This window comes from Paenibacillus antibioticophila (assembly GCF_000455265.1).
GTDB classification, from domain to species: Bacteria; Bacillota; Bacilli; order Paenibacillales; family Paenibacillaceae; genus Fontibacillus; species Fontibacillus antibioticophila.
The window spans coordinates 723,812-744,812 of record NZ_HG005139.1; the positions used below are offsets into that span (position 1 = coordinate 723,812).

21 protein-coding genes and 1 riboswitch are annotated in these 21,001 nt (G+C 47.7%); of the genes, 18 read left to right on the top strand and 3 right to left on the bottom strand.

Annotated elements, in window-relative coordinates; all coding sequences use genetic code 11:
* Positions 1-330, bottom strand: a 330-nt coding sequence (locus TX85_RS27235) for a DegV family protein (protein ID WP_044477679.1), incomplete at its 3' end; no start/stop codon positions are given.
* 135 nt (positions 331-465) lie between these two features.
* Between TX85_RS27235 and TX85_RS03125 the strand changes: the two genes are divergently transcribed.
* Positions 466-840 (top strand): DUF423 domain-containing protein, encoded by a 375-nt coding sequence (locus TX85_RS03125; RefSeq protein WP_044477680.1) that lies wholly within the window; start codon positions 466-468, stop codon positions 838-840.
* 74 nt (positions 841-914) lie between these two features.
* Here the strand turns inward: TX85_RS03125 and TX85_RS03130 are convergent, their stop codons facing one another.
* Positions 915-1,526, bottom strand: coding sequence for a hypothetical protein (locus TX85_RS03130; RefSeq protein WP_044479762.1), 612 nt, complete (start codon positions 1,524-1,526; stop codon positions 915-917).
* 321 nt (positions 1,527-1,847) lie between these two features.
* Here TX85_RS03130 and TX85_RS03135 point away from each other — a divergent pair, with 321 nt between their 5' ends.
* From TX85_RS03135 to sufB, 6 genes are all read left to right on the top strand, one after another.
* Positions 1,848-2,321 (top strand): Dps family protein, encoded by a 474-nt coding sequence (locus TX85_RS03135; RefSeq protein ID WP_044479763.1) that lies wholly within the window; start codon positions 1,848-1,850, stop codon positions 2,319-2,321.
* A gap of 245 nt (positions 2,322-2,566) precedes the next feature.
* A complete protein-coding gene (gene sufC, locus TX85_RS03140; RefSeq protein WP_044477681.1) occupies positions 2,567-3,349 on the top strand; it encodes a Fe-S cluster assembly ATPase SufC in 783 nt (260 codons plus the stop codon).
* 20 nt (positions 3,350-3,369) lie between these two features.
* Positions 3,370-4,671 carry a Fe-S cluster assembly protein SufD gene (gene sufD, locus TX85_RS03145; protein WP_044477682.1) on the top strand — a complete coding sequence of 434 codons (1,302 nt, stop codon included), beginning with the start codon at positions 3,370-3,372 and terminating at the stop codon, positions 4,669-4,671.
* Complete coding sequence (locus TX85_RS03150; RefSeq protein ID WP_044477683.1) at positions 4,668-5,882, top strand: cysteine desulfurase; 1,215 nt, start codon at positions 4,668-4,670, stop codon at positions 5,880-5,882. The genes sufD and TX85_RS03150 overlap by 4 nt, the downstream gene beginning before the upstream one ends.
* Positions 5,882-6,304 (top strand): Fe-S cluster assembly sulfur transfer protein SufU, encoded by a 423-nt coding sequence (sufU, locus tag TX85_RS03155; protein WP_044477684.1) that lies wholly within the window; start codon positions 5,882-5,884, stop codon positions 6,302-6,304. Before TX85_RS03150 ends, sufU begins: the two co-directional genes overlap by 1 nt.
* 27 nt (positions 6,305-6,331) lie before the next feature.
* On the top strand, positions 6,332-7,729 hold the full coding sequence (gene sufB / locus TX85_RS03160; protein ID WP_044477685.1) for a Fe-S cluster assembly protein SufB: 1,398 nt from the start codon (positions 6,332-6,334) through the stop codon (positions 7,727-7,729).
* Positions 7,730-7,818: 89 nt separating this feature from the next.
* On the opposite strand, the gene TX85_RS03165 is transcribed toward sufB, so the two are convergent.
* On the bottom strand, positions 7,819-8,868 hold the full coding sequence (locus TX85_RS03165) for an HD-GYP domain-containing protein (RefSeq protein WP_044477686.1): 1,050 nt from the start codon (positions 8,866-8,868) through the stop codon (positions 7,819-7,821).
* A 260-nt stretch (positions 8,869-9,128) separates the two neighbouring features.
* Between TX85_RS03165 and TX85_RS03170 the strand changes: the two genes are divergently transcribed.
* The 11 genes from TX85_RS03170 (at position 9,129) to yfcE (ending at position 20,970) form a co-directional block, all read left to right on the top strand.
* On the top strand, positions 9,129-10,574 hold the full coding sequence (locus tag TX85_RS03170) for a bifunctional metallophosphatase/5'-nucleotidase (RefSeq protein WP_187375149.1): 1,446 nt from the start codon (positions 9,129-9,131) through the stop codon (positions 10,572-10,574).
* A 104-nt stretch (positions 10,575-10,678) separates the two neighbouring features.
* On the top strand, positions 10,679-11,767 hold the full coding sequence (locus TX85_RS03175) for an HD-GYP domain-containing protein (RefSeq protein WP_044477688.1): 1,089 nt from the start codon (positions 10,679-10,681) through the stop codon (positions 11,765-11,767).
* A gap of 93 nt (positions 11,768-11,860) precedes the next feature.
* Positions 11,861-12,997, top strand: a complete 1,137-nt coding sequence (yfkAB, locus tag TX85_RS03180) for a radical SAM/CxCxxxxC motif protein YfkAB (protein WP_044479764.1) — start codon at positions 11,861-11,863, stop codon at positions 12,995-12,997.
* Positions 12,998-13,016: 19 nt separating this feature from the next.
* Positions 13,017-14,390 carry a hemolysin family protein gene (locus TX85_RS03185; RefSeq protein WP_044477689.1) on the top strand — a complete coding sequence of 458 codons (1,374 nt, stop codon included), beginning with the start codon at positions 13,017-13,019 and terminating at the stop codon, positions 14,388-14,390.
* A gap of 905 nt (positions 14,391-15,295) precedes the next feature.
* The gene (locus TX85_RS25700) at positions 15,296-15,514 is read left to right on the top strand and encodes a spore coat associated protein CotJA (protein WP_071784154.1); all 219 of its coding nucleotides are present in this window, start codon (positions 15,296-15,298) and stop codon (positions 15,512-15,514) included.
* 3 nt (positions 15,515-15,517) lie between these two features.
* On the top strand, positions 15,518-15,793 hold the full coding sequence (locus TX85_RS03195; protein WP_044477691.1) for a spore coat protein CotJB: 276 nt from the start codon (positions 15,518-15,520) through the stop codon (positions 15,791-15,793).
* A gap of 63 nt (positions 15,794-15,856) precedes the next feature.
* Positions 15,857-16,426, top strand: a complete 570-nt coding sequence (locus tag TX85_RS03200; RefSeq protein ID WP_044477692.1) for a manganese catalase family protein — start codon at positions 15,857-15,859, stop codon at positions 16,424-16,426.
* Between the two features lie 16 nt (positions 16,427-16,442).
* Positions 16,443-16,637: a hypothetical protein gene (locus tag TX85_RS03205; protein ID WP_044477693.1), complete on the top strand. Its 195-nt coding sequence runs from the start codon at positions 16,443-16,445 to the stop codon at positions 16,635-16,637.
* Positions 16,638-16,978: 341 nt separating this feature from the next.
* The gene (gene thiD / locus TX85_RS03210) at positions 16,979-17,794 is read left to right on the top strand and encodes a bifunctional hydroxymethylpyrimidine kinase/phosphomethylpyrimidine kinase (RefSeq protein ID WP_044477694.1); all 816 of its coding nucleotides are present in this window, start codon (positions 16,979-16,981) and stop codon (positions 17,792-17,794) included.
* A gap of 441 nt (positions 17,795-18,235) precedes the next feature.
* Positions 18,236-18,448, top strand: a riboswitch (cyclic di-AMP (ydaO/yuaA leader).
* 132 nt (positions 18,449-18,580) lie between these two features.
* The gene (locus tag TX85_RS03220; RefSeq protein ID WP_044477696.1) at positions 18,581-20,407 is read left to right on the top strand and encodes an APC family permease; all 1,827 of its coding nucleotides are present in this window, start codon (positions 18,581-18,583) and stop codon (positions 20,405-20,407) included.
* Between the two features lie 17 nt (positions 20,408-20,424).
* On the top strand, positions 20,425-20,970 hold the full coding sequence (gene yfcE, locus TX85_RS03225; protein ID WP_044477697.1) for a phosphodiesterase: 546 nt from the start codon (positions 20,425-20,427) through the stop codon (positions 20,968-20,970).
* Positions 20,971-21,001: the final 31 nt, after the last annotated feature.

Genomic DNA, 21,001 nt, shown 5'->3' on the forward strand with positions numbered 1-21,001 from the left:
CCCTTCCGGGAATTCACCAGCCGCCAGCAGGGCATTCTGATAAGTCGAAGATAAATGCGAGGAAATACTCAGATAGACGACTTCTTCACCGCGTTCGATGTAAGGAGCAAACGCATCCATAAAATCCTTCGGTGACGGTGCAGTCGTCTTCGGCAGAGAACCTATGGCGTCAACCTTGCTATACAATTGCTCCGGATTGATGTCCAGTCCGTCCCTGTAGGTATGATCATCAAAAACAACATAGAGCGGAATAATGCCGATATGATGCTCGCTGGCCCAGCCTGCCGGCAAATCAGAGGTGCTGTCCGCAAAAATTTTGACTTTTGACATACGTCTCTCCTTGCTAACATATAATCCAAATTCTATTCTAACAAAAAAGAAACCGGTTTAACATCTTTAAAATTGTGTTAGAGTAAAAGGTGAATGCCAGAATCTCATACATATATTTAGGAGGTGCTTGAAAATATGGATCGGAAAATGGCGGCAATCGGTGCATTCCTCATGCTGCTCTCCGTCGCTCTCGGTGCCTTTGGCGCGCATGTGCTCGAGCCGATCATTGGAGCAGATGCAGTGGGAACTTTTGAGACCGGTGTACATTATCATATGATACACGGTATCGCGGTGATACTCGCAGCCGCAGCTTCGGGCCTGGGGGGAGACCACCATCGGCTGCGCTGGGCAGGCTGGTTATTCCTGATCGGAATCGTGCTTTTTTCCGGAAGCCTGTACCTTCTTTCAACGGCAGGGTGGAGCTGGCTAGGCCCGGTTACGCCGTTAGGCGGGGTAGCCTTCCTGGCAGGCTGGCTGATGCTTGCGCTTGGTGTGCTGAAGAAAAATTAATCAATAATAAGAATGCCCCGATATCCACATGGATGGAATATTGGGGCATTTCATATCTCGATACAATGAAGCTATTATTTGATATCGATAAAATCGATAATCTCATTTAATCTGAAGTTATACACGCGCTTCTCATCAACATGATATACATTGATTGTGGAAGTATCGGACATGTAATTCAAGATCCTGCAAGGAATGCTCATCCGTTCACCTTTCCGATGAACAAGCAGGCGGACCAGCCGATTTTCAATAATAAATTTTTGAATCCATAGTGTAAACTCTTCATTTTTGGCGAATTCGTCGAACGAGGTTTGCTTGCTGCTGTCCTGAGACAGCTCAGCCTTGACAGGATCGGAGCTTTTGCCGCTACTGGTTTTGGAGGAGGCATTAGCCTGTTCTTCATCTTTTGCTACATTCAATCTCTTGTACGATTTGGATATGATGGATTGCTTCTTCGTCGAGAGCAGGGATTCGATAATCGTTCCAAGCTCGATCCCTGAGTTGACTTTATAATCAATAATATGCCCGCTTTGATTGAGTGCCTGCAGCAGAAATTGCAGTGCTTTAGCGTTGGTCTCGCTGCGGACTAGAATTTCAACGTTGAACAAGAAGCCAAGATCTTCCTTTGTGCTTGCTGCCTTCGCTGTATTGCCTTCTTTTGAATTGTCATTCTTCTGATTTTCCATATTGCCCCCAGCATTCTTGATAGGTTTCGCATTCAATATCATAGCACCAGTGACAGGACATGCCTAGTCCTTCGACGATCAAATACAAAAAAATCAAGATGTTTCTTACTGTAAATAGTTTTGGGTGGATTACTCAACAATATTCGATTTGATTCAGCACCCTTCTTGCGATTTCATCTCAAGGATGTCGGATCGTATTTTTCTTTTCCAACGGAAATGGAGTATAATATTGACAAGGATACAGCTTGTTTAGGCTCAACCTTGTACGGGTATATTTACACTATTGAGCTCTTGATCATTATCGAAAGCGAGGGGTTTGAAATGGCTAAAGCCGATGCAAAATCTTCAAGCAAAACGAAACAATCAAGTCTGGAGCAAGTGCTTAATGAACAGGTGGCGAACCTGAATGTTCTTTATGTGAAGCTGCATAATTATCACTGGTATGTGAAGGGTGAGAACTTCTTCACCCTGCATGAGAAATTCGAAGAATTGTATAACGATGTTACTGAAAAAATGGACGCCGTTGCCGAGCGCTTGCTTACGATCAAGGGGAGTCCTTCGGCAACCCTTAAGGAATACCTGGAGCTTGCAACGATTCAGGAAGCAAGCGGTCAAGAAGACGCACGGACAATGGTGCAGCAGCTGATTGAAGATCTGGCTACTCTTTCAGAATCATTCCTTGAAGGGATTGAGCTTGCCGACAAGGAAGGCGATGAACCAACAGCAGACTTGCTGACTGGCTTCAAGGGCGACGTCGAAAAGCATATGTGGATGCTGAGATCTTATCTCGATTAACTGCAGAGTGAAGGACCTGAAGATGGCTTGGCCGATATGGTCAGGCCTCTTCTGTTAATCGACAAGATCCTCTGGGACTCTGTCTGGTTTCGTTGATTAAGCAGGTAAAGTAGGTTAGAATGTTATATGAGTAATTGATAATCAATGATAATCATCTAGAATTATTCTAATTTGATAATCATTATGTTATAATGGCATCAAATTGTAAAGGATAGCTCAAATGATGAATGAAGGGAGCAATAGGCATGGCAACGAGTTTTGTTGTAGAAGGATTGAAAGCAGAAATCGAGGGGAAAGAGATTCTGAAAGGGATCGACCTTGAAATAAAAGGTGGAGAGATTCATGCGATCATGGGGCCGAATGGAACAGGCAAGAGTACGCTGGCTTCTGCATTGATGGGTCATCCGAAGTATGAAGTAACCGATGGTAAGGTAACTATCGACGGTGAAGATGTGCTGGAGATGGGTGTCGATGAACGCGCATTGGCAGGATTATTCCTTGCTATGCAATATCCGAGCGAGATCGCGGGTGTAACCAATTCCGACTTCTTGCGCAGTGCGATCAATGCACGCCGCGGAGAAGGAAATGAAATTTCCCTGATCAAATTCATACGTCAAATGGAAACCAAGATGAAAGAGCTTGAGATCAATCCTGAGTTCGCTCATCGTTATTTGAATGAAGGCTTCTCCGGCGGGGAGAAGAAGCGGAACGAAATTCTTCAGATGATGATGCTTGATCCGAAGATCGTTATTCTTGACGAAATCGACTCCGGTCTTGATATCGATGCGCTCCGCATTGTTGCGAACGGTGTTAACGCCATGCGCAGCGAAGAACGCGGCTTCTTGATCATTACGCACTATCAACGTTTGCTTAACTATATTACTCCGGACTATGTCCATGTCATGATGCAAGGACGTATTGTGAAATCCGGCGGACCTGAACTTGCCGAACGTCTGGAACGTGACGGTTATGATTGGGTGAAGGAAGAACTCGGTATTGTGGATGAAACTGTAGGCCAAGAAGCCTAATCGGAAGGAGGAGAAGCAAAATGACGACACAAATCGTTCTTCCGGTCAATCCGGAACAACTGCGGAGCTCTTCTTCGGGCAGCGGTGAGCCGGCTTGGCTTACAGACAGCAGAGTAGATGCGCTGAAGCTTGCCGCCGATCTGGAATTGCCTACATTGGAAAAGACAAAGATTGAACGGTGGGACCTGAACCATTTTGGCTCATGGACCTCCTCCGCTCCCGCATTAAAGGAGCAGCTCCCGGAGCAGGTAGCATCATTCGTAAATCTGCAGGAGAACAGTAATTTGCTGGTTCAGCAAAATCATGCGATTGTATTTGCGCAGCTGAGCGCTGATTTAGCTGAAAAAGGCGTTATTTTTACAGACCTGCAGACAGCGGCGCGTGATCATGAAGATCTGGTGAAGCCCTATCTTCATTCGATCATTAAGCCGGAGGAGAACCGTCTAAGCGCTCTGCATAGCGCGCTTTGGAACGGCGGCGTATTCCTCTATGTACCCAAAAATGTGGAAGTCGATATTCCGCTGCAAAGTATTTTCCTGGTCGACAGTACAGAGACCGTATTCGCACCTCATGTGCTTATCGTGGCTGGGGAGAACAGCCGGGTAACTTACGTCGATAATTATATTTCCGGAGACTATAGCGAAAGCATTGTGCATAACGGTGCGGCTGAGGTCATCGCCAAGGATGGCGCCAAGGTGCAATTTGCAACGGTCCATCACCTGAATGCAACGACAACCGATTATACGATCCGCCGGGCTATGCTTGGAAACGATGCGAGCATCGAATGGATTGTAGGCGAAATGAATAGCGGGGACTCAGCCAGCGAGACCTTGACGATTCTGAAGGGCAATGGCTCGAATTCCGATGCGAAGGTCATTGCGGTTGGCTCCGGCTCCCAACGCTTGAACTATACCACCAAAGCAGTTCATTTTGGCAAAAGCTCGGAGAGTCAGATGATTACCCGTGCGGTCATGCGGGAGCAAGCTTCGGCCATCATCAACGGGATCACCAAGATCGAGAAGGGCGCAACCAAGGCGGATGGACAGCAGACTGAAAAAGTGCTGATGCTCAGCCCTAAAGCACGCGGGGATGCAAACCCGATCCTTCTCATTGACGAAGACGATGTAACGGCGGGGCACGCAGCATCGGTTGGACAGGTGAACCAGGAGCAGATTTATTACCTGATGTCGCGCGGTATTTCCCGTGAGCAGGCGGAACGCCTGATTATTTACGGCTTCCTGGCTCCGGTCGTATCGGATATTCCACTGGAGCAGCTGCAGCAGCAATTGCAGGGATTAGTGGAAAGGAAGTTAGGCCAATGAATGCGGAACTGATTAAATCCCAGTTTCCAATTTTGAATCAGGAAATAAACGGGCACCCGCTGGTCTATCTGGACAGCGCGGCAAGCTCCCAGAAGCCGAAGAAAGTACTTGAGGCTGTCCAAGCATATTATGAGCACGACAATGCCAATGTGCATCGCGGGGTTCATACGCTGGGCAGCCGGGCTACCGATGCTTATGAAGGGGCTAGAGAGCGTGTCGCCCGTTTTATTGGGGCGGCCAAGACGGAGGAGATTATTTTCATGCGCGGAACGACCACTGCGCTGAATCTGGTGGCCTCCTCCTATGGCCCGTCAGTGCTTGAAGCCGGAGATGAGATCGTAATCACTCCAATGGAGCACCACAGCAACCTGATTCCATGGCAGCAATTAGCCAAGCGAACTGGAGCTGTACTGAAATATATTCCGCTGCAGCCGGACGGTCATGTCGAGCTTGAGGATGTAGAGAAGGCTGTGACCTCCAAGACGAAGATTGTCTCAATGGCTTATGTGTCGAACGTGCTTGGCGTAGTGAACCCTGTCAAGGAGATTGCGGCTATTGTTCATCGCCACGGCGGTGTGATGGTCGTCGATGGCGCTCAAAGCACGCCTCATATGAAGGTGGACGTCCAGGATTTGGATTGTGATTTCTATGCCTTTTCCGGCCATAAAATGTGCGCGCCGACTGGAATTGGAGTACTATATGGAAAGAAGCATCTGCTGGAATCGATGGAGCCGATTGAATTCGGCGGCGAAATGATCGATGATGTCGGCCTCTATGATTCGACATGGAAGGAGCTGCCTTGGAAATTTGAAGGCGGGACGCCGATCATCGCCGGAGCGGTAGGTCTTGCCGCAGCTATCGATTTTCTGGAGGAAATCGGTCTGGATGAAATCCACCGTCATGAGACAAAGCTTGCTGCGTATGCCATCGGGCGATTGTCAGAGATTGATGGCTTGACGCTGTACGGTCCCCGGGAGCGTGAGGTTGGATTGCTGACATTCAATCTGCTCGACGTTCATCCGCACGATGTGGCTACTGTCCTTGATACGATGGGAATTGCAATCCGTGCAGGACATCATTGCTGCCAGCCCTTGATGCGTTGGCTGCAAGCAAGCTCAACGGCAAGAGCCAGCTTGTACATGTACAACACGGAGAAGGATATTGACCGGCTTGCGGAAGCTTTAATCCAAGCAAAGGAGTACTTCGCGTAATGCAACTGGATGATTTGTACCGCCGTGTTATTATGGATCATTATAAAAACCCGCGCAATCGCGGAAAGTTTGAAGAAGGAGCCTTGACAATCGATCTGAACAATCCGACCTGCGGGGACCGGATTTCGTTACAGCTTCAGGTTGAGGACCACGTCGTCAAGAACGCCAGATTCACAGGGGAAGGCTGCTCCATCAGCATGTCCTCAGCTTCGATGATGACAGAGGCGGTCAAGGGCCGTACTGTCGAAGAAGCATTGGAGCTGGCGGACCGGTTCTCTAGCTTAATGAAGGGCGAACCAGTTGAGTTTGATGATTATGAGGATATCGAAGCACTGTCAGGCGTGAATAAATTTCCGGCCCGGATCAAATGCGCCACCCTTGCGTGGAATGCACTCAAGAAGGGTATGGAACAGGAAAGCTAATCATTATTTTGAAGGAGGTAAGGCACCATGGCTAAAAAGGCCCCTGAGATGGAGGAGTATAAATATGGCTTCCGTGACGAACACAAGGCGGTGTTTCAAACCGGAAAAGGGTTGACCCGCGAAATCGTGACGGAGATTTCTCGCATCAAGAACGAACCGGAGTGGATGCTGAACTTCCGGCTGAAGTCCCTGGAGCAATTCGAAAAAATGCCGACACCGCGTTGGGGCGGGGATTTGGATGAGCTGGATTTCAATGATATTCAGTATTATGTAAGACCTTCCGAGAAGCAAGGCAAGACCTGGGAAGAGGTGCCTGCCGAGATCAAGGAGACCTTTGACAAACTGGGGATCCCGGAAGCGGAGCAGAAGTTCCTGGCCGGGGTATCCGCGCAGTATGAATCCGAGGTCGTCTATCACAGTATGCAGAAAAACCTGGAGGAGCAGGGCGTAATTTTCATGGATACGGATACGGCTCTGAGAGAGCATCCGGAGATTTTCCGCGAGTATTTCGCAACAGTTATCCCTCCTGCAGATAATAAATTCGCCGCACTGAACAGTGCCGTTTGGTCCGGAGGCAGCTTCATCTATGTGCCTAAGGGTGTTAAATGTGAAGTGCCGCTGCAAGCCTACTTCCGGATTAACTCCGAAAATATGGGACAATTCGAGCGCACATTGATCATCGCCGATGAGGACAGCTTCGTGCATTATGTAGAAGGCTGTACCGCTCCGATTTACAGCACGAACTCGCTGCACAGCGCGGTTGTAGAGATTATCTGCAAGAAGAACGCGCGTGTGCGCTACACGACGATCCAGAACTGGGCGCCGAACATTTACAACCTGGTTACCAAGCGTGCGGTTGCTGAAGAGAATGCGACGATGGAATGGGTTGATGGTAACATCGGCTCCAAGCTGACGATGAAGTATCCTGCTGTTATCCTGAAAGGACGCGGCGCGAAGGGCAGTGTGCTGTCCATCGCAGTAGCCGGTAAAGGCCAGCATCAGGATGCCGGAGCGAAGATGATTCACCTGGCGCCGGATACCACCTCCACGATCGTCTCCAAATCGATCAGTAAGCACGGTGGTAAGGTAACCTACCGCGGACTTGCTTCCTTCGGCCGTCAGGCGGAGGGTGCGAAATCCAACATCAAGTGCGATACGCTTATTCTGGATAACCAATCCACCTCCGATACGATTCCGTACAATGAAATCATGAATGATAACATTGTGCTGGAGCATGAAGCGACGGTATCCAAGGTGTCGGAGGAGCAGCTGTTCTATCTGATGAGCCGCGGGCTGTCCGAAGCAGAAGCAACCCAGATGATCGTCATGGGCTTCATCGAGCCGTTCACGAAAGAGCTACCAATGGAGTATGCGGTCGAAATGAATAGATTAATCAAATTTGAAATGGAGGGCTCTATCGGTTAATACCCGAATGCAGTCCGAAACTATAAAAAACGTGTCCTCCCCTTAACTCGACGGTTGAGATAAGCGGGGGACACGTTTTTATCATAGGACTACAGATACACTTCGGTAATCGCGATATCTCTCATCTTCGAGAGATCGACAAACCGGGAATCAGCCTTCACCAGCGGCCGGAAGAAGTCTGATTGATTGGTCATTACAATCGATCCGATCTCCCCGGAGCTGAGCAATACTTTCTTGCCGATAAAATTCGGTACTAGATGATTGATCAGAACTTGAGTCGGTTCCGGGCTAAGCTTGCCGAAGCTGAGCTCGTTAAGCTCTCTTAGCACCGTTAACAGTTCTTTCTTGGATTGATAGCTCCGGTTGGAGGTCATCGCTGAATATACGTCCGCAACCGCGGCGATCTTGGCAAAAGGGTGGATATCACTCCCGTGAAGACCTTTAGGGTAGCCTGAGCCGTCTTCCCGTTCGTGATGCTGCAAGGCGATGAGTGCCGAGAGCTCGTCTCCTGTAGAGTTCAGAATAATCTCATGACCGTAGGTGGTGTGAAGTTTAATCTCTTCAAATTCCTCCGGAGTAAGCTTGCCGGGCTTATGTAGAATGTCTTGCGGGATCTTGCATTTCCCGATATCGATCAAATAACCGGCTTTACCTGCCAGGTAAGCATCTTCTTGGGGGTAACCGAGCCAAATGGCAATATAATAAGAGAGCATTCCAACCTGAAGCGAATGATTATATGTATAGTTGTCGTTGTTGTCATTCAAGAGCAGCAAGAGTGAGACAACATCCTTCTGTGCAGCCAATTGATTAACGATAGGGTCGATTGTTCGATCCACCTGTTCGTTATCAAACGTTCCTTTGGTAAGCACATCCTCAAATAGCGATTCAAAGCTGTCAACGGCACTGTCAAAAAGCGCTTTCATTTTTTGGACCTGCGGTGGGAGTAATTCGGCCTTGGGAACTTGAACATTCACTTCATGCGGACGTATATCAATGTAATCAATGCCGTGCTGCATCAGTTTCACGATGGCTGAGCTGGATAATTCCTGATCTTTCTGGAGAATCAGGACGCCAAAATGATTGAAAACATCAGCTTCAAGCTGGTCGCCGGGTTGGATATCCATGATATGAACTCTCAAGGAAGATGACACCTCGTACTTTCCAATTTTCTTTATCATAACAGGGAGTTTCTGGATTTTCAATGAAATGTTCTTTTTAAAGGAATACCTTACATGTTTAGCCAAAGGAGAGAAGTATATAAATGCGAGTCTAAAAAATCTATAAAATAATTTATTCAAAAGACATTTTTTAAGTCTGAGGTATATAATATTTGTAGTATTCTGTAAATTGGCACTATGACAAAGTATGTTTTTTGCGACAACAAGGAGGAGTATTCATGCTGGAGGACTCGGAGCAGGATACATTACATATCGCTTATACGAATGACATTCACAGTCACTTCTCGGCGATGGAACGAATTGCTGAAATGGTGGAGCAACTGCGGGCGCAATACGGATCTTCATTGCTGTTGCTTGATATAGGGGACCATATGGACAGAGCAGCGGTGGAAACGGAAGGAACTTTGGGTCAAGCCAATGTAGACATGCTTAACCTGACGGGATATGACGCGATTACGATTGGTAATAATGAAGGTTTGACGTTTACTTTGGAAATGCTTCAGCAGGCCTATTCCGGTTTAATCTGTCCTGTTGTATGCGGTAATTTCCGGGAATATGCTACTGGCGAACCCCCGTCCTGGATGAATGAACGGCTTATTATTGAACGCGGAGGCATGAGGATCGGTCTAATCGGAGCTACGGCTGCTTACCCTCTTCTCTATAATCTGCTTGGCATTGAAGCCATGGACCCCATTGCAGCGATTGCTGCCGAAGTAAGACAAATGCGAAGCGAAGTGGACCTTATTATCGTGATGTCCCATCTGGGACTGCAGGTGGATGAAGAAATGGCGGCAAAGATTCCGGGGATCGATTTGATACTTGGCGGGCATACCCATCATTTGCTGGAGGTTCCGCTTGTTATCGGGGATACGACGATCTCTGCAGCAGGCAAATACGGACGGTATCTGGGGCTCATAACGATTACCCGGAGCAAGGCTACCGGAAAACCCGTTGTAACCGCAGGGCGTTGTATTCCCGTAAATGAGGGTGCCGGAAGTGAAGCTATCAGACAGGCGCTTGAAATTCATAGAGCGGCAGCAGACGAACGAATGAATACTGAGATTGCATATACGGACAGAAAGCTTGAATTGGATGAGAAGTATGAGTCGGAATCCCCGTTTGCTAATTTTCTCGCCCAGGCGGTCAGAAGACATACGGATACAGAAATTTCGTTGGTTAACAGCGGGCAACTGCTGGGGGAATTACCTCAGGGAGAGATTACATGGGGAATGCTGCATCAATTGTGTCCGTCTCCGATTAATCCTTGCCGCCTGCTCCTTACCGGGGAGGATATTCTATATACGCTGGAGCAGTCGCTGCTGCCGGAGTGGACTGGACGAGCCATTACGGGTTTTGGTTTTCGCGGAAAGGTACTGGGAGGAATTTGCGTTGATGGGATGGAGATTATATACGATCCGTCCAGGGCGCCTTACCAGCGGATCATTCAGGCTAGCATCCAGGGAGTTCCTCTTCGACAGGAGCAGACCTATACCGTAGGAACCTTGAGCATGTTTACCTTTGGCAATGGTTACGAGCGGATTAAAACGGGTAAAGACATCGTGTATATGCTTCCCGATTTTCTGCGGGATTTGCTTAGACATGAGCTTCAGATCCCGGGCGCCATCGAACAATGTCGATTAAATCGGTGGATACCGCTCGGAAAATAAATAAGTTCGTCGGATTTTATTTTAATACAGGATGATGTATTGTATAATTAATCGAATTTTTATTTTTACATTTTGTAATTTTGGAGAGACGGAAGTGGTTTTAGTTGCGCTTGTTACCAGTCAGTTCGTTACAACCCGGCATGCGCTTGGGAAAGAAGATATATAATGAAGAGGGAATTATCTTACTCTCGGAAAATGCAGAACTGAATGATGTAATTATTCGCCGAATGCAATTGCACGGGTTGGATTATGTTTATATCTCTGACCCTCGTACGGATGATGTTGTTGTTGAAGATATGATCGAGGAGAGTACGCGGCGCAAGGCTCTTCAGGATATTCGCGATACCTTCCGCAAGCTCTCGGAGCCTTCTGTCAAAGGGATGGTCTACCCTTATTTGGGGAAGACCTTTACCGGTTTGGTCGAAACTGTCATGGATGATCTTCGCGGCCGTGAGGATACCATGATTATGATGATGAACATCAATAGCATGGATCATTATTTGTTCCGCCATTCCCTGAATGTCTGTATCTATTCTTTAGTGCTTGGACTTGTGCAAGGATACACCAAGGATGAGCTTACCTTGCTAGGGCTAGGCGCTTTGCTTCATGATATCGGAAAGACAAAGATCCCTTTGTCTATATTGAATAAAACATCAGCTCTGACAGATGAAGAGTATAATGAAATCAAGAAGCATCCGGAATTGGGCTACAAGATTCTCAAGGATGAGCCCGGAATCTCTCTTAAATCTGCGCATTGTGCGTTTCAGCATCATGAGAGACTGAACGGGAGCGGTTATCCGCGCGGGCTGAGGGGCGACGAAATTTCGGACTTTGCCCGATTGATTGCGATTACGGATACCTATGATGCCATGACTACGCACCGGGTATATCGTTCCGCAATGCTTCCGCATGAGGCCCTCGAAGTACTGTATACAGGCTGTGGTACGCTGTACGAAAAATCAAAGCTGGAGCTTTTTCGGAATCATGTGGCTATTTATCCGCTTGGAATTACTGTGACCCTGAACACGGGAGAGACGGGAGTCGTGGTCAAAATTCATAACGAGTTTCCAAGCAGGCCTGTTGTTCGTATCCTGGCGGATGCGGACGGAGTAGAACTGAAGGCTCCTTATGATTTCGACTTGCTGGAAAGTATGACGACAATCATTAAAAAAGTTGATGAAATTGAGCTATAGTTTTATGCCGACGGATTCGCACTCTCTAAGGTGCGTTTCTTCTTTTTTTGGAGTATGAACTATTGGGGTAATGGAGGAGAATACAACATGAATATGAATCGATACGCAGGATTGGCAGCCGTTGATTCTGCAATCGGTCCCGGCCGAGACCCTTGGGATCCGATCCATTCATTAAGAGCCTATGGCAGGCACAAGCTTACCAGTGTAGAAATGACCGTAACCAATCTGTGCAATATGCGGTGTGAGCATTGTGCGGTTGGAGACAGTCTCGTGTTTAAAGAACCGGAGCATATTCCATTGGAGCTGATGCTGAATGCGCTGGATCAGGTTGAGCATTTGCAGACGATCAGCATTACGGGAGGAGAGCCTTCTTTCCGCCGAAAAACTGTGGAGGAGGTTATTCTTCCGCTTCTGAAATACGCCAAATCCAAGGGGATACGCTCACAAATGAATTCTAACCTGACGTTGGATTATGAGCGATATGAGCCGCTCCTGCCTTATCTTGATGTTATGCATATCTCATTCAATTACACGAGTGCCCGTGATTTTCATGAGGTGGGCTTTGCCCGGAACCCTCACCCTGTACATGAAGATGTCGCCTATAAAATGTATAATAAGATGATCGATAATACGCGCAAGCTAAGTGAAGCCGGGATGTTCATCTCGGCGGAGTCGATGATCAATTATCGCACCCATCGGAAGCTTCCGGAGATTCACCGACTCATTGTCGAGATGGGGTGTCAGCGGCATGAGGTACATCCTATGTATGCTGCTGATTTTGCGGAGAATCTGCCAAAGCTCAGCCTCGATGAAATTCGGTGCGCCATTACGGACTTGCTGGATGCAAGAGATCCGGAGCTGTGGATGCTGTTCGGTACCTTGCCTTTCTTCGCCTGCAATGACCAAGCATCCGATGCTGACCTGCTGAGAAGGCTCCGGACGGAGAAGAATGTTACGGTTCGCAACGATCCGGACGGACGCAATCGTGTCAATGTGAACATGTTTACGGGAGAGGTTTTTGTCACAGATTTCGCAGCGATTCCTTCCTTCGGCAACATTAAGGAGCGCCGGCTGGATGATATTTTCGATGACTGGCTTGACAAGCATCCGCTGAATCAACGGGTCAATTGCTATTGTGAGGCGGCTGGCTGCTGCGGGCCGAATCTTCTCGTTGCAGATATGTATTATAACAACGTAGATTTCAAGACACGCAAGGCGATTACTCTATAGAAAAGAGGTCCTCTTCAATATGCAATATGCCATAGCCAATGCTCATGCAGATTTCGAGATGGGGAGATTATTCCTCAACCTGCTAATCGTTTTTGTTCTGGTTATGCTAAATGGCTTTTTTGTAGCTGCCGAGTTCTCCCTTGTCAAAGTGCGCCAGTCCCGGCTGACACAGTTGGTGACGGAGGGGAATCGCAGGGCAGTGTATGCTTTGCGAGTCAATAAAAAGCTGGATGCCTACCTGTCAGCCACCCAGCTTGGCATTACTCTGGCTTCACTAGGACTTGGCTGGGTCGGCGAGCCTGCCGTATCCGAGCTGTTGATTGAGCCATTATTACATGAATTCGGCGTGAGTGATCCAACATTGATCTCTACGGTATCGGTTGCGCTGGGCTTTGCTATCATCACTTTTCTACATATTGTAATCGGCGAGCTTGCTCCAAAGTCTCTAGCGATCCAAAGGTCGGAGACGACTTCTTTGTGGCTATCCGCTCCGTTGCTTTATTTCTATAAGCTGTTCCTCCCGGTCATCTGGTTGCTTAATTCAGCCGCTAATGGCATTCTGCGGTTAATCGGGATTCAACCGGCCGGTGAGGGAGAAGCCGCACACTCCGAAGAAGAAATTCGGATTTTGATGGATCAGAGCGCTCGAAGCGGTGTCATAGATCAAGAGGAAATGAAGCTGATGGATAACATATTTGATTTCTCGGATATGCTGGCCCGGGAGGTTATGCTGCCAAGAACGGATATGGACTGCTTGTATACGAACCTGACCTGGGAAGAGAACTTGAAGATCGTATCGGATACCAAGCATTCCCGCTATCCGGTCGCAGTGGAGGACAAGGATCAGATTATCGGGTTCGTCCATATCACAGACCTGCTGCTTCCGGAGAATGGAAGACCGCTGAATCTGGCGGACATTGTCCGGCCCATTCTGAATGTGCCGGAATCCATGGAAGTTAGCCAAGTCCTTCGCCTGATGCAGAAGAAGCATTCCCAAGTAACGGTTGTCGTAGACGAATATGGGGGGACGGCCGGCCTTCTAACTGTCGAGGTTATTCTCGAAGAAATCGTCGGCAATCTCTACGATGAGTTCGATGTTGAACGTGAAGAGGTAGAAGTGATTGGGGAGGGGATTTATTCAGTCGATGGAAGAATGCTTCTTTCGGATGTGAATGAGCTTGCCCATATATCTATTGAAGATAATGAGGTGGATTCGATTGGCGGCTGGCTGTTCAAGGAGCTGGACGGAACACCTGCAAAAGGAAAGAAAAAGACTGTCGATGATGTGACACTGGAGGTAGCGGAGGCCGGACGCCTTCGGATTACCCGGGTAATAATTACGAAGAATCGAGCGGACGAGGAGTCCGGACAATCTTCAACGGATGAGGAATAACATAGCAAGCCTTCGGCATGTAAACAGCCGAAGGCTTGCTTTTTTATTAATGGCTCAAGCCAGTTGAGTTCGCTCAGCGTGCGAAACAGAAAACTAGCCACTATGCGGGCGGAGGAACAAAGGTTGAACCGACTGATGCGCTGTAACTGGCAATTCAAGCAACAATGAAAGGAACAACTGCAGTCAGCACGCAAGCAGCGCAATCGATACATCTGCTCAGGCTCAGAAGGGGAAATTCTCGGCCTAACGGACATTACGTCTCCTTAAAGACCACTATGGATAAAGTCAGAAATGTAACGACATTTTGGCTGCTAAGATAGGTGAGTTGCGTGAACCAGAGCCGTATGAACGTCCTAAATGCCAAAAATGTCCGTTACCCTTCAAAAATGTGCGAAAGAGCCGGCTAATAGTTCAAAATGTCCGTTAGCAGGTCCAAAATATTATATAAGCAAATCCAAAGAGGATACTCTTTTCTAGCGACCCAAAACTTCTGTACTCCAAATGCTGTAGGAGGTGCACTTATACCTTTGAAATTTGGAAATGCCGAGGTTTTAGTTGCACTTCTACGATTCATCGTCAAGGTGATCCAGAAATCAACCACCATGGGCTTTAATGAGCTGAAGCAACCAGCAAGCGCAAAATAGATGAACCTCCATTTTGCGTGTGAAATTTTCAGCCCGGTGACGGGTGAAGACGACTCACTCCTGAAGATAGGGGAACTGACGAAGGAAAGCCGTGTGCGGGAATATCCGTATGCACGGTTTGACGGAGAGTCCGGGGGAATAATCCGCCATCTTACTCTACCAGTAACGAAAGAAAATATTCCGATTCATTGGTTCAGTTTCTAGGCGAACATCATATGTTAAACAAGAGAAACGGAAAATGATGAGAAGGAGGTACTTCATTTGAGTCATCCCCAAGAACAGACGTGGGTTCCGTTCATTGGTCCCTTTGATCCTTGTCCTCCAATCCTATGCAAAACATATAGCACTCCGCCGCAGTTATTTATGACGTTTCAGCCACCTAATTTACCCCAGTTCAGCCCGGAGGAAGCATTGCGCCATGGCACGCTTTGGCCTGCGTTGTACAGTCCCTATGAATCCCGCTGGGGGAAAGGACGGTGAATTATGAATTCAACATCAAAGCCGCATTGTGATCCTGAATTTTATGAAATGCTGGAGAAGCTGCAGGCACTCGATTTTGCATTAGTGGAGTTGAACCTTTACCTGGATACCCATCCCGATGATTTGGCTGCGATTCAACAATTCAACCAGTTGACGCAGGAGCGGACCATTTTGGCGAATCAATTTCAAGTGCTGTATGGGCCTTTGCAAAATTTTGGCCGCGCCTATTCCAAATTCCCGTGGGAATGGTCGAAGGTCCCTTGGCCATGGCAGGTCTAGTCTGTGCAGCAGTGCGGGAAGCGCCATGCTGATCATCAGCCCAAAGGAGGTAATGAATAAGCGATGTGGGTATATGAGAAAAAATTGCAGTACCCGGTCCGCGTAGGAAAATGCGATATTCGCATGGCTAAATATCTGACCGAGCAATACGGAGGGGCTGATGGGGAACTGTCTGCGGCCCTGAGATACTTGAATCAGAGGTACACGATACCGGATAAAGTTATAGGGCTTCTGAATGACATAGGCACGGAGGAATTTGCCCATCTTGAGATGATTGCTACGATGATCTACAAGCTTACTAAGGATGCCACTGTAGAAGAGTTCGATGCGGCAGGCATGGGAGCCTACTATGTTAATCACGACAAGGCACTTTACTATCAGAACGCAGGAGGAGTCCCTTGGACAGCAACGTATATCCAAGCCAAGGGCGATCCGATTGCCGATCTGTATGAAGACATTGCAGCGGAGGAAAAGGCGCGGGCTACATATCAGTGGCTGATCGACATGACCGATGATGTCGACCTGCAGGACAGCCTAAAGTTTCTGCGGGAACGGGAAATCGTTCATTCGCTGCGCTTCCGTGAAGCCGTAGAAATATTGAAGGATAATCGGGATCAGAAGAAATTTTTCTAGAAATAGGGGATATGAGATGGCCAAAAATAAACGTGGAAAATCATTATGGACGCTTCCTTCCAGAGGCCGCGGCACCTGCCCGGTATGCGGAAGCACGCGAATCAAGCTGCTGTACACGAAGACAACCAGCTCAGGCCAGCCCTTGAAGGTGTGCAAGAAATGCTTCAACGCCACACAAGCGCGTATTGATGCGGCACAATCTGTGGTATGAATCCTTGAACTAATGAACGTACGCAGGGGCAACGTGTGAAGTGTTGTTACTCACTTCAGAACATTTCACACTTATGTCTTTTCTGTGAACCTTCTATTGTTCAACTTATATAATCAAAGAACAAGCGCCCCTCACGTATTGTGCGAGGGCGCTTATTCTGTTTTTCAAGATCATGCAACTGCTGAGTTGCATAAGAGTATCAATCTAGTATAACTGAACACGACTCAATCCAAATTGAAATAAATGAAAAATAATTCGTGAATTCATTGAAAATAATGCTACAATGGATTGCAGAATCAAGCTTAGCTATCGCTACGCTAATTGCAAAGGGGAGCATGACCATGAATAAAATTGTTAAGACTTTAACGATTGCCGGAAGTGATTCCAGCGGTGGTGCAGGAATACAGGCGGATCTGAAAACATTCGAGGAGTATGGCACCTACGGTTTCAGCGCCTTGACGACGATCGTAACCATGGATCCAGACCGGGACTGGCACCACAGTGTGTATCCGATAGAGGCGTCACTGGTGGCGGAGCAGCTCAAGACCGTGTTTGCTGGAGGCCCTGTTGACGCAATGAAGACAGGAATGCTGGGCAGCGTAGCTATTACTGAAGTCGTTAAAAGCTGCATCGAACAAAACAAGCAAAAAAATGTTGTGATTGATCCGGTAATGGTATGCAAAGGGGAAGATGAAGTACTCAACCCTGAGAGTGCAGATGCAATCCGGGATTTGTTGCTTCCGCTCGCTACGGTTGTTACGCCAAATTTGTTCGAGGCAGGCGTGCTGTCCGGCAAAGGAAGACTGGTTAATCTCAATGATATGAGGGAAGCTGCCAAGCTTATCCATAATCGTGGCGCTGCGAATGTTGTCATTAAGGGCGGAAAGGCACTTGAAGGCGACAAAGCGATCGATCTGTTCTATGATGGCACAGAATATGTCATATTCGAGACAGAAAAGATCGAGCCAGCTCATAATCATGGGGCGGGTTGCACATTTGCCGCAGGCGTTACAGGCGGGCTTGCTCAGGGGTTGCCCGTAAAAGAGGCGGTTGCTAAAGCCAAGGATTTTGTCACGGCGGCGATTAGAGCAGGTTATGCATTCAATGAATATGTCGGACCGGTATTCCACGGCGGGTACCGTCTGAATCAAAAATAATATCTTGATTTTTAGAGGGTGTCCCCAAATTCTGTATACCCTTAATAACAAAATAGAGTGATATTTATATAGAAACCAAGGAGTATAGCGGCCTTCTCTCGCTTGACTCCTTGGTTTCTTGTGTTTATTGCGGCTTTTTTGATCAAATGGGGAGCGAGGGGAAGCCGCCCGCCAATAATTTTAGTGCTTATCGGCAATTGTTTCGCAACGCACGGTGTAACCTCACATTGAAAAAGGGGCCCGATCATCTACGTCTTTGAGACACCCTCTTTCTTCTGTTTCCATAGAAAAACGAATCAAATGCAGGATAAACCGAGATAATAAAAGCGCCATAATCAAGTAAGCGCTTCCCTGATTAAAAAGTAATTAAATCTGAATTTTCATGTCATTTTCAAGGATTTACATTATCAGGCCATAGGAGTAATATCACTCTTGGATTCGATATCTGATTCGCTGAATTTCCTCGTCACGGCGGGGAAAACGGGGGAACCGAATGCGCCTTGAGCAGGATGGTTTTTATTCTGGCAAGGTGCGTGGGGTGAATCCGCGGAAGCTATCAACCGGAGATTTAATGTACGGCAGGCAACCGCGGAGGGGTGACTCTCACTACCCTAATCCGACAGCTAACCTCGTAAGCGTTGTTCGAGAGAGGATGATACTGTGACCAGTTCATAATGGCCGCAGAGGTTCTTTCCTCTGCGGTTTTTTTGCTGCGTAAATACAAGACCAACCGGACGATCAGCCTCAATCCGAGATCCTATTCTAATTCTTGGTGGTGTTGCATCTATGTTTACATTGTTCAAACGTGTCTTAATCGGTCAGCCTTTAAAATCAAAAGACCTTGGTGAGCAGAAGCTGAATAAGACGAAGGCTCTTGCAATCCTGTCCTCTGATGCGCTCTCTTCCGTAGCGTATGGACCGGAACAGATTCTGCTGGTATTGATGGCCTTGGGGGCGGTGGCATACTGGTTATCTATTCCGATTGCGGTTGGCATTTTGGTGTTGCTTGTTGCGCTCGTACTGTCTTATAGACAAATTATCTTCGCTTATCCTCATGGCGGCGGGGCCTATGTAGTATCTAAAGAGAATCTTGGAGTCAATTCCGGTCTTCTTGCGGGGGGCTCTTTGCTTGTCGATTATATTTTGACTGTCGCTGTAAGTATTTCGGCGGGTACGGATGCGATTACTTCAGCATTTCCATCCCTGCACGGGTATAATGTTCTGATCGCGTGCCTCTTGGTCGTACTAATCACGATTTTGAATCTTCGGGGGCTTACCGAGTCCGCTTCGGTGCTGGCCTATCCGGTATATTTGTTCGTCGCTATTTTGTTTCTAACAATCGCAGTCGGTCTCTATAAGGTGCTGACAGGCCAGATTTCTCCGGAGCTTCACACATCCTTTGGCACGCCGATAGCCGGACTTAGTCTATTCCTGCTGCTAAGGGCGTTTGCTTCAGGCAGTTCTGCCTTGACGGGAGTAGAGGCGATCTCGAACGCTATTCCAAACTTCAAGTCTCCGGCTCCGAGCAATGCGGCCAAGACACTTGCTGCTATGGGGATTTTACTGGCCATCCTTTTTTCGGGAATTGTATTTCTAGCTTATTACTACGGGATCTCTCCAAAGGCAGAGGAGACGGTTGTATCCCAGATTGCCTCTGCTACTTTTGGGCGGGGACTCATGTATTATATTATTCAAGGGATTACGGCGATGATTCTGGTTCTTGCAGCTAACACGGGGTATTCGGCTTTTCCGCTGTTGGCAGTTAATCTGGCAAAAGACAAATACATCGCCAGAATGTTCACGGTAAGAGGAGACAGACTGGGCTATTCGAATGGAATTCTGTTTCTTGCAACCGCGTCGATCCTGCTGATTATTATGTTTAAAGGCCAAACCGAGCATCTGATTCCGCTCTATGCGGTAGGTGTGTTTATTCCGTTTACCTTGGCTCAAACCGGCATGCTTGTGAAATGGCTCCGCGAGAAGCCTGCGGGCTGGAGAGTCAAGCTGACGATTAATGCCGTCGGGGCTGCCATCAGCTTTCTTGTTATGATAATATTTTTCATCACCAAGTTTCCACAGGTATGGCCGGTGCTGATTTTTCTGCCGCTCATCGTCCTGTTCTTCCGCAGTATTCATAAGCATTATGAGGATGTCGGGGACCAGCTTCGGATCAGCTCCTGTGAGCCTCATAAACCGATTGAGGGGAATGTGTTCATTATTCCGGTTGCAGGGATTACGCATGTGGTAGAGAATACACTGAATTATGCAAAATCGCTCCATCCGGATCAAATCATTGCGGTATACGTTGCCTTTGATAAGGAAAGCGAAAAAGGGTTTGAAGAAAAATGGAGCCACTGGCAGCCTGATGTTCGCCTTGTGACGCTATACTCCCAATATCGAAGCATTATCCAGCCGTTAACCAAGTTTGTCGATACTGTGGAATACAAGGCCAAGGAGTCGAACTTTCAGGTTACAGTTCTGATCCCGCAGTTTATTCCGAAGAAACGATGGCATAATGCGCTTCACAATCAGTCCAGCTTGTTGATTCGGGCGTTCCTGTTGTATCGGAGAGACCTGATTGTAACGACGGTTCCATATCATTTCAAAAAGTAAACAAGGAGTTATTGAAAATGAAATTCATGTTTATTTCCGATATCCATGGTTCGCTATATTGGCTGAATAAGGCGCTTGAGCAGGTAGAGCTTGAGAAGCCCGACCGGATCATTTTGCTTGGAGATTATATGTATCACGGCCCGCGGAACCCGTTGCCGGAGCAATATGCCCCGGCACAGGTAGCTGATCGTCTCAATCAGTATAAGGACCGGATTCTTGCGCTGCGGGGTAATTGCGATGCTGAGGTGGACCAGATGCTGCTGCAATTTCCGATGATGGGCGATCATGTACAGATCTATGATCAAGGGCGGCGGATTTTTGCTTCTCACGGTCATATTCACAGCATGGACAATCTGCCTTCTCTCGAAGCAGGCAGCATCTTTATTCAGGGACACACGCATATTCCTGTAGCAGAGGAGCGGGAAGGCATATATTTGCTTAACCCAGGCTCTATCTCACTTCCCAAGGAGCAATGGCCTCATTCCTACGGTTTGATGGACGCTGATGTATTTAAGGTGCTGGACTTTAATGGGAATATCCTCAAACGGATTTCCCTGAACTGAAATAATTCCGTTGAGACATCCCCTCAAACAA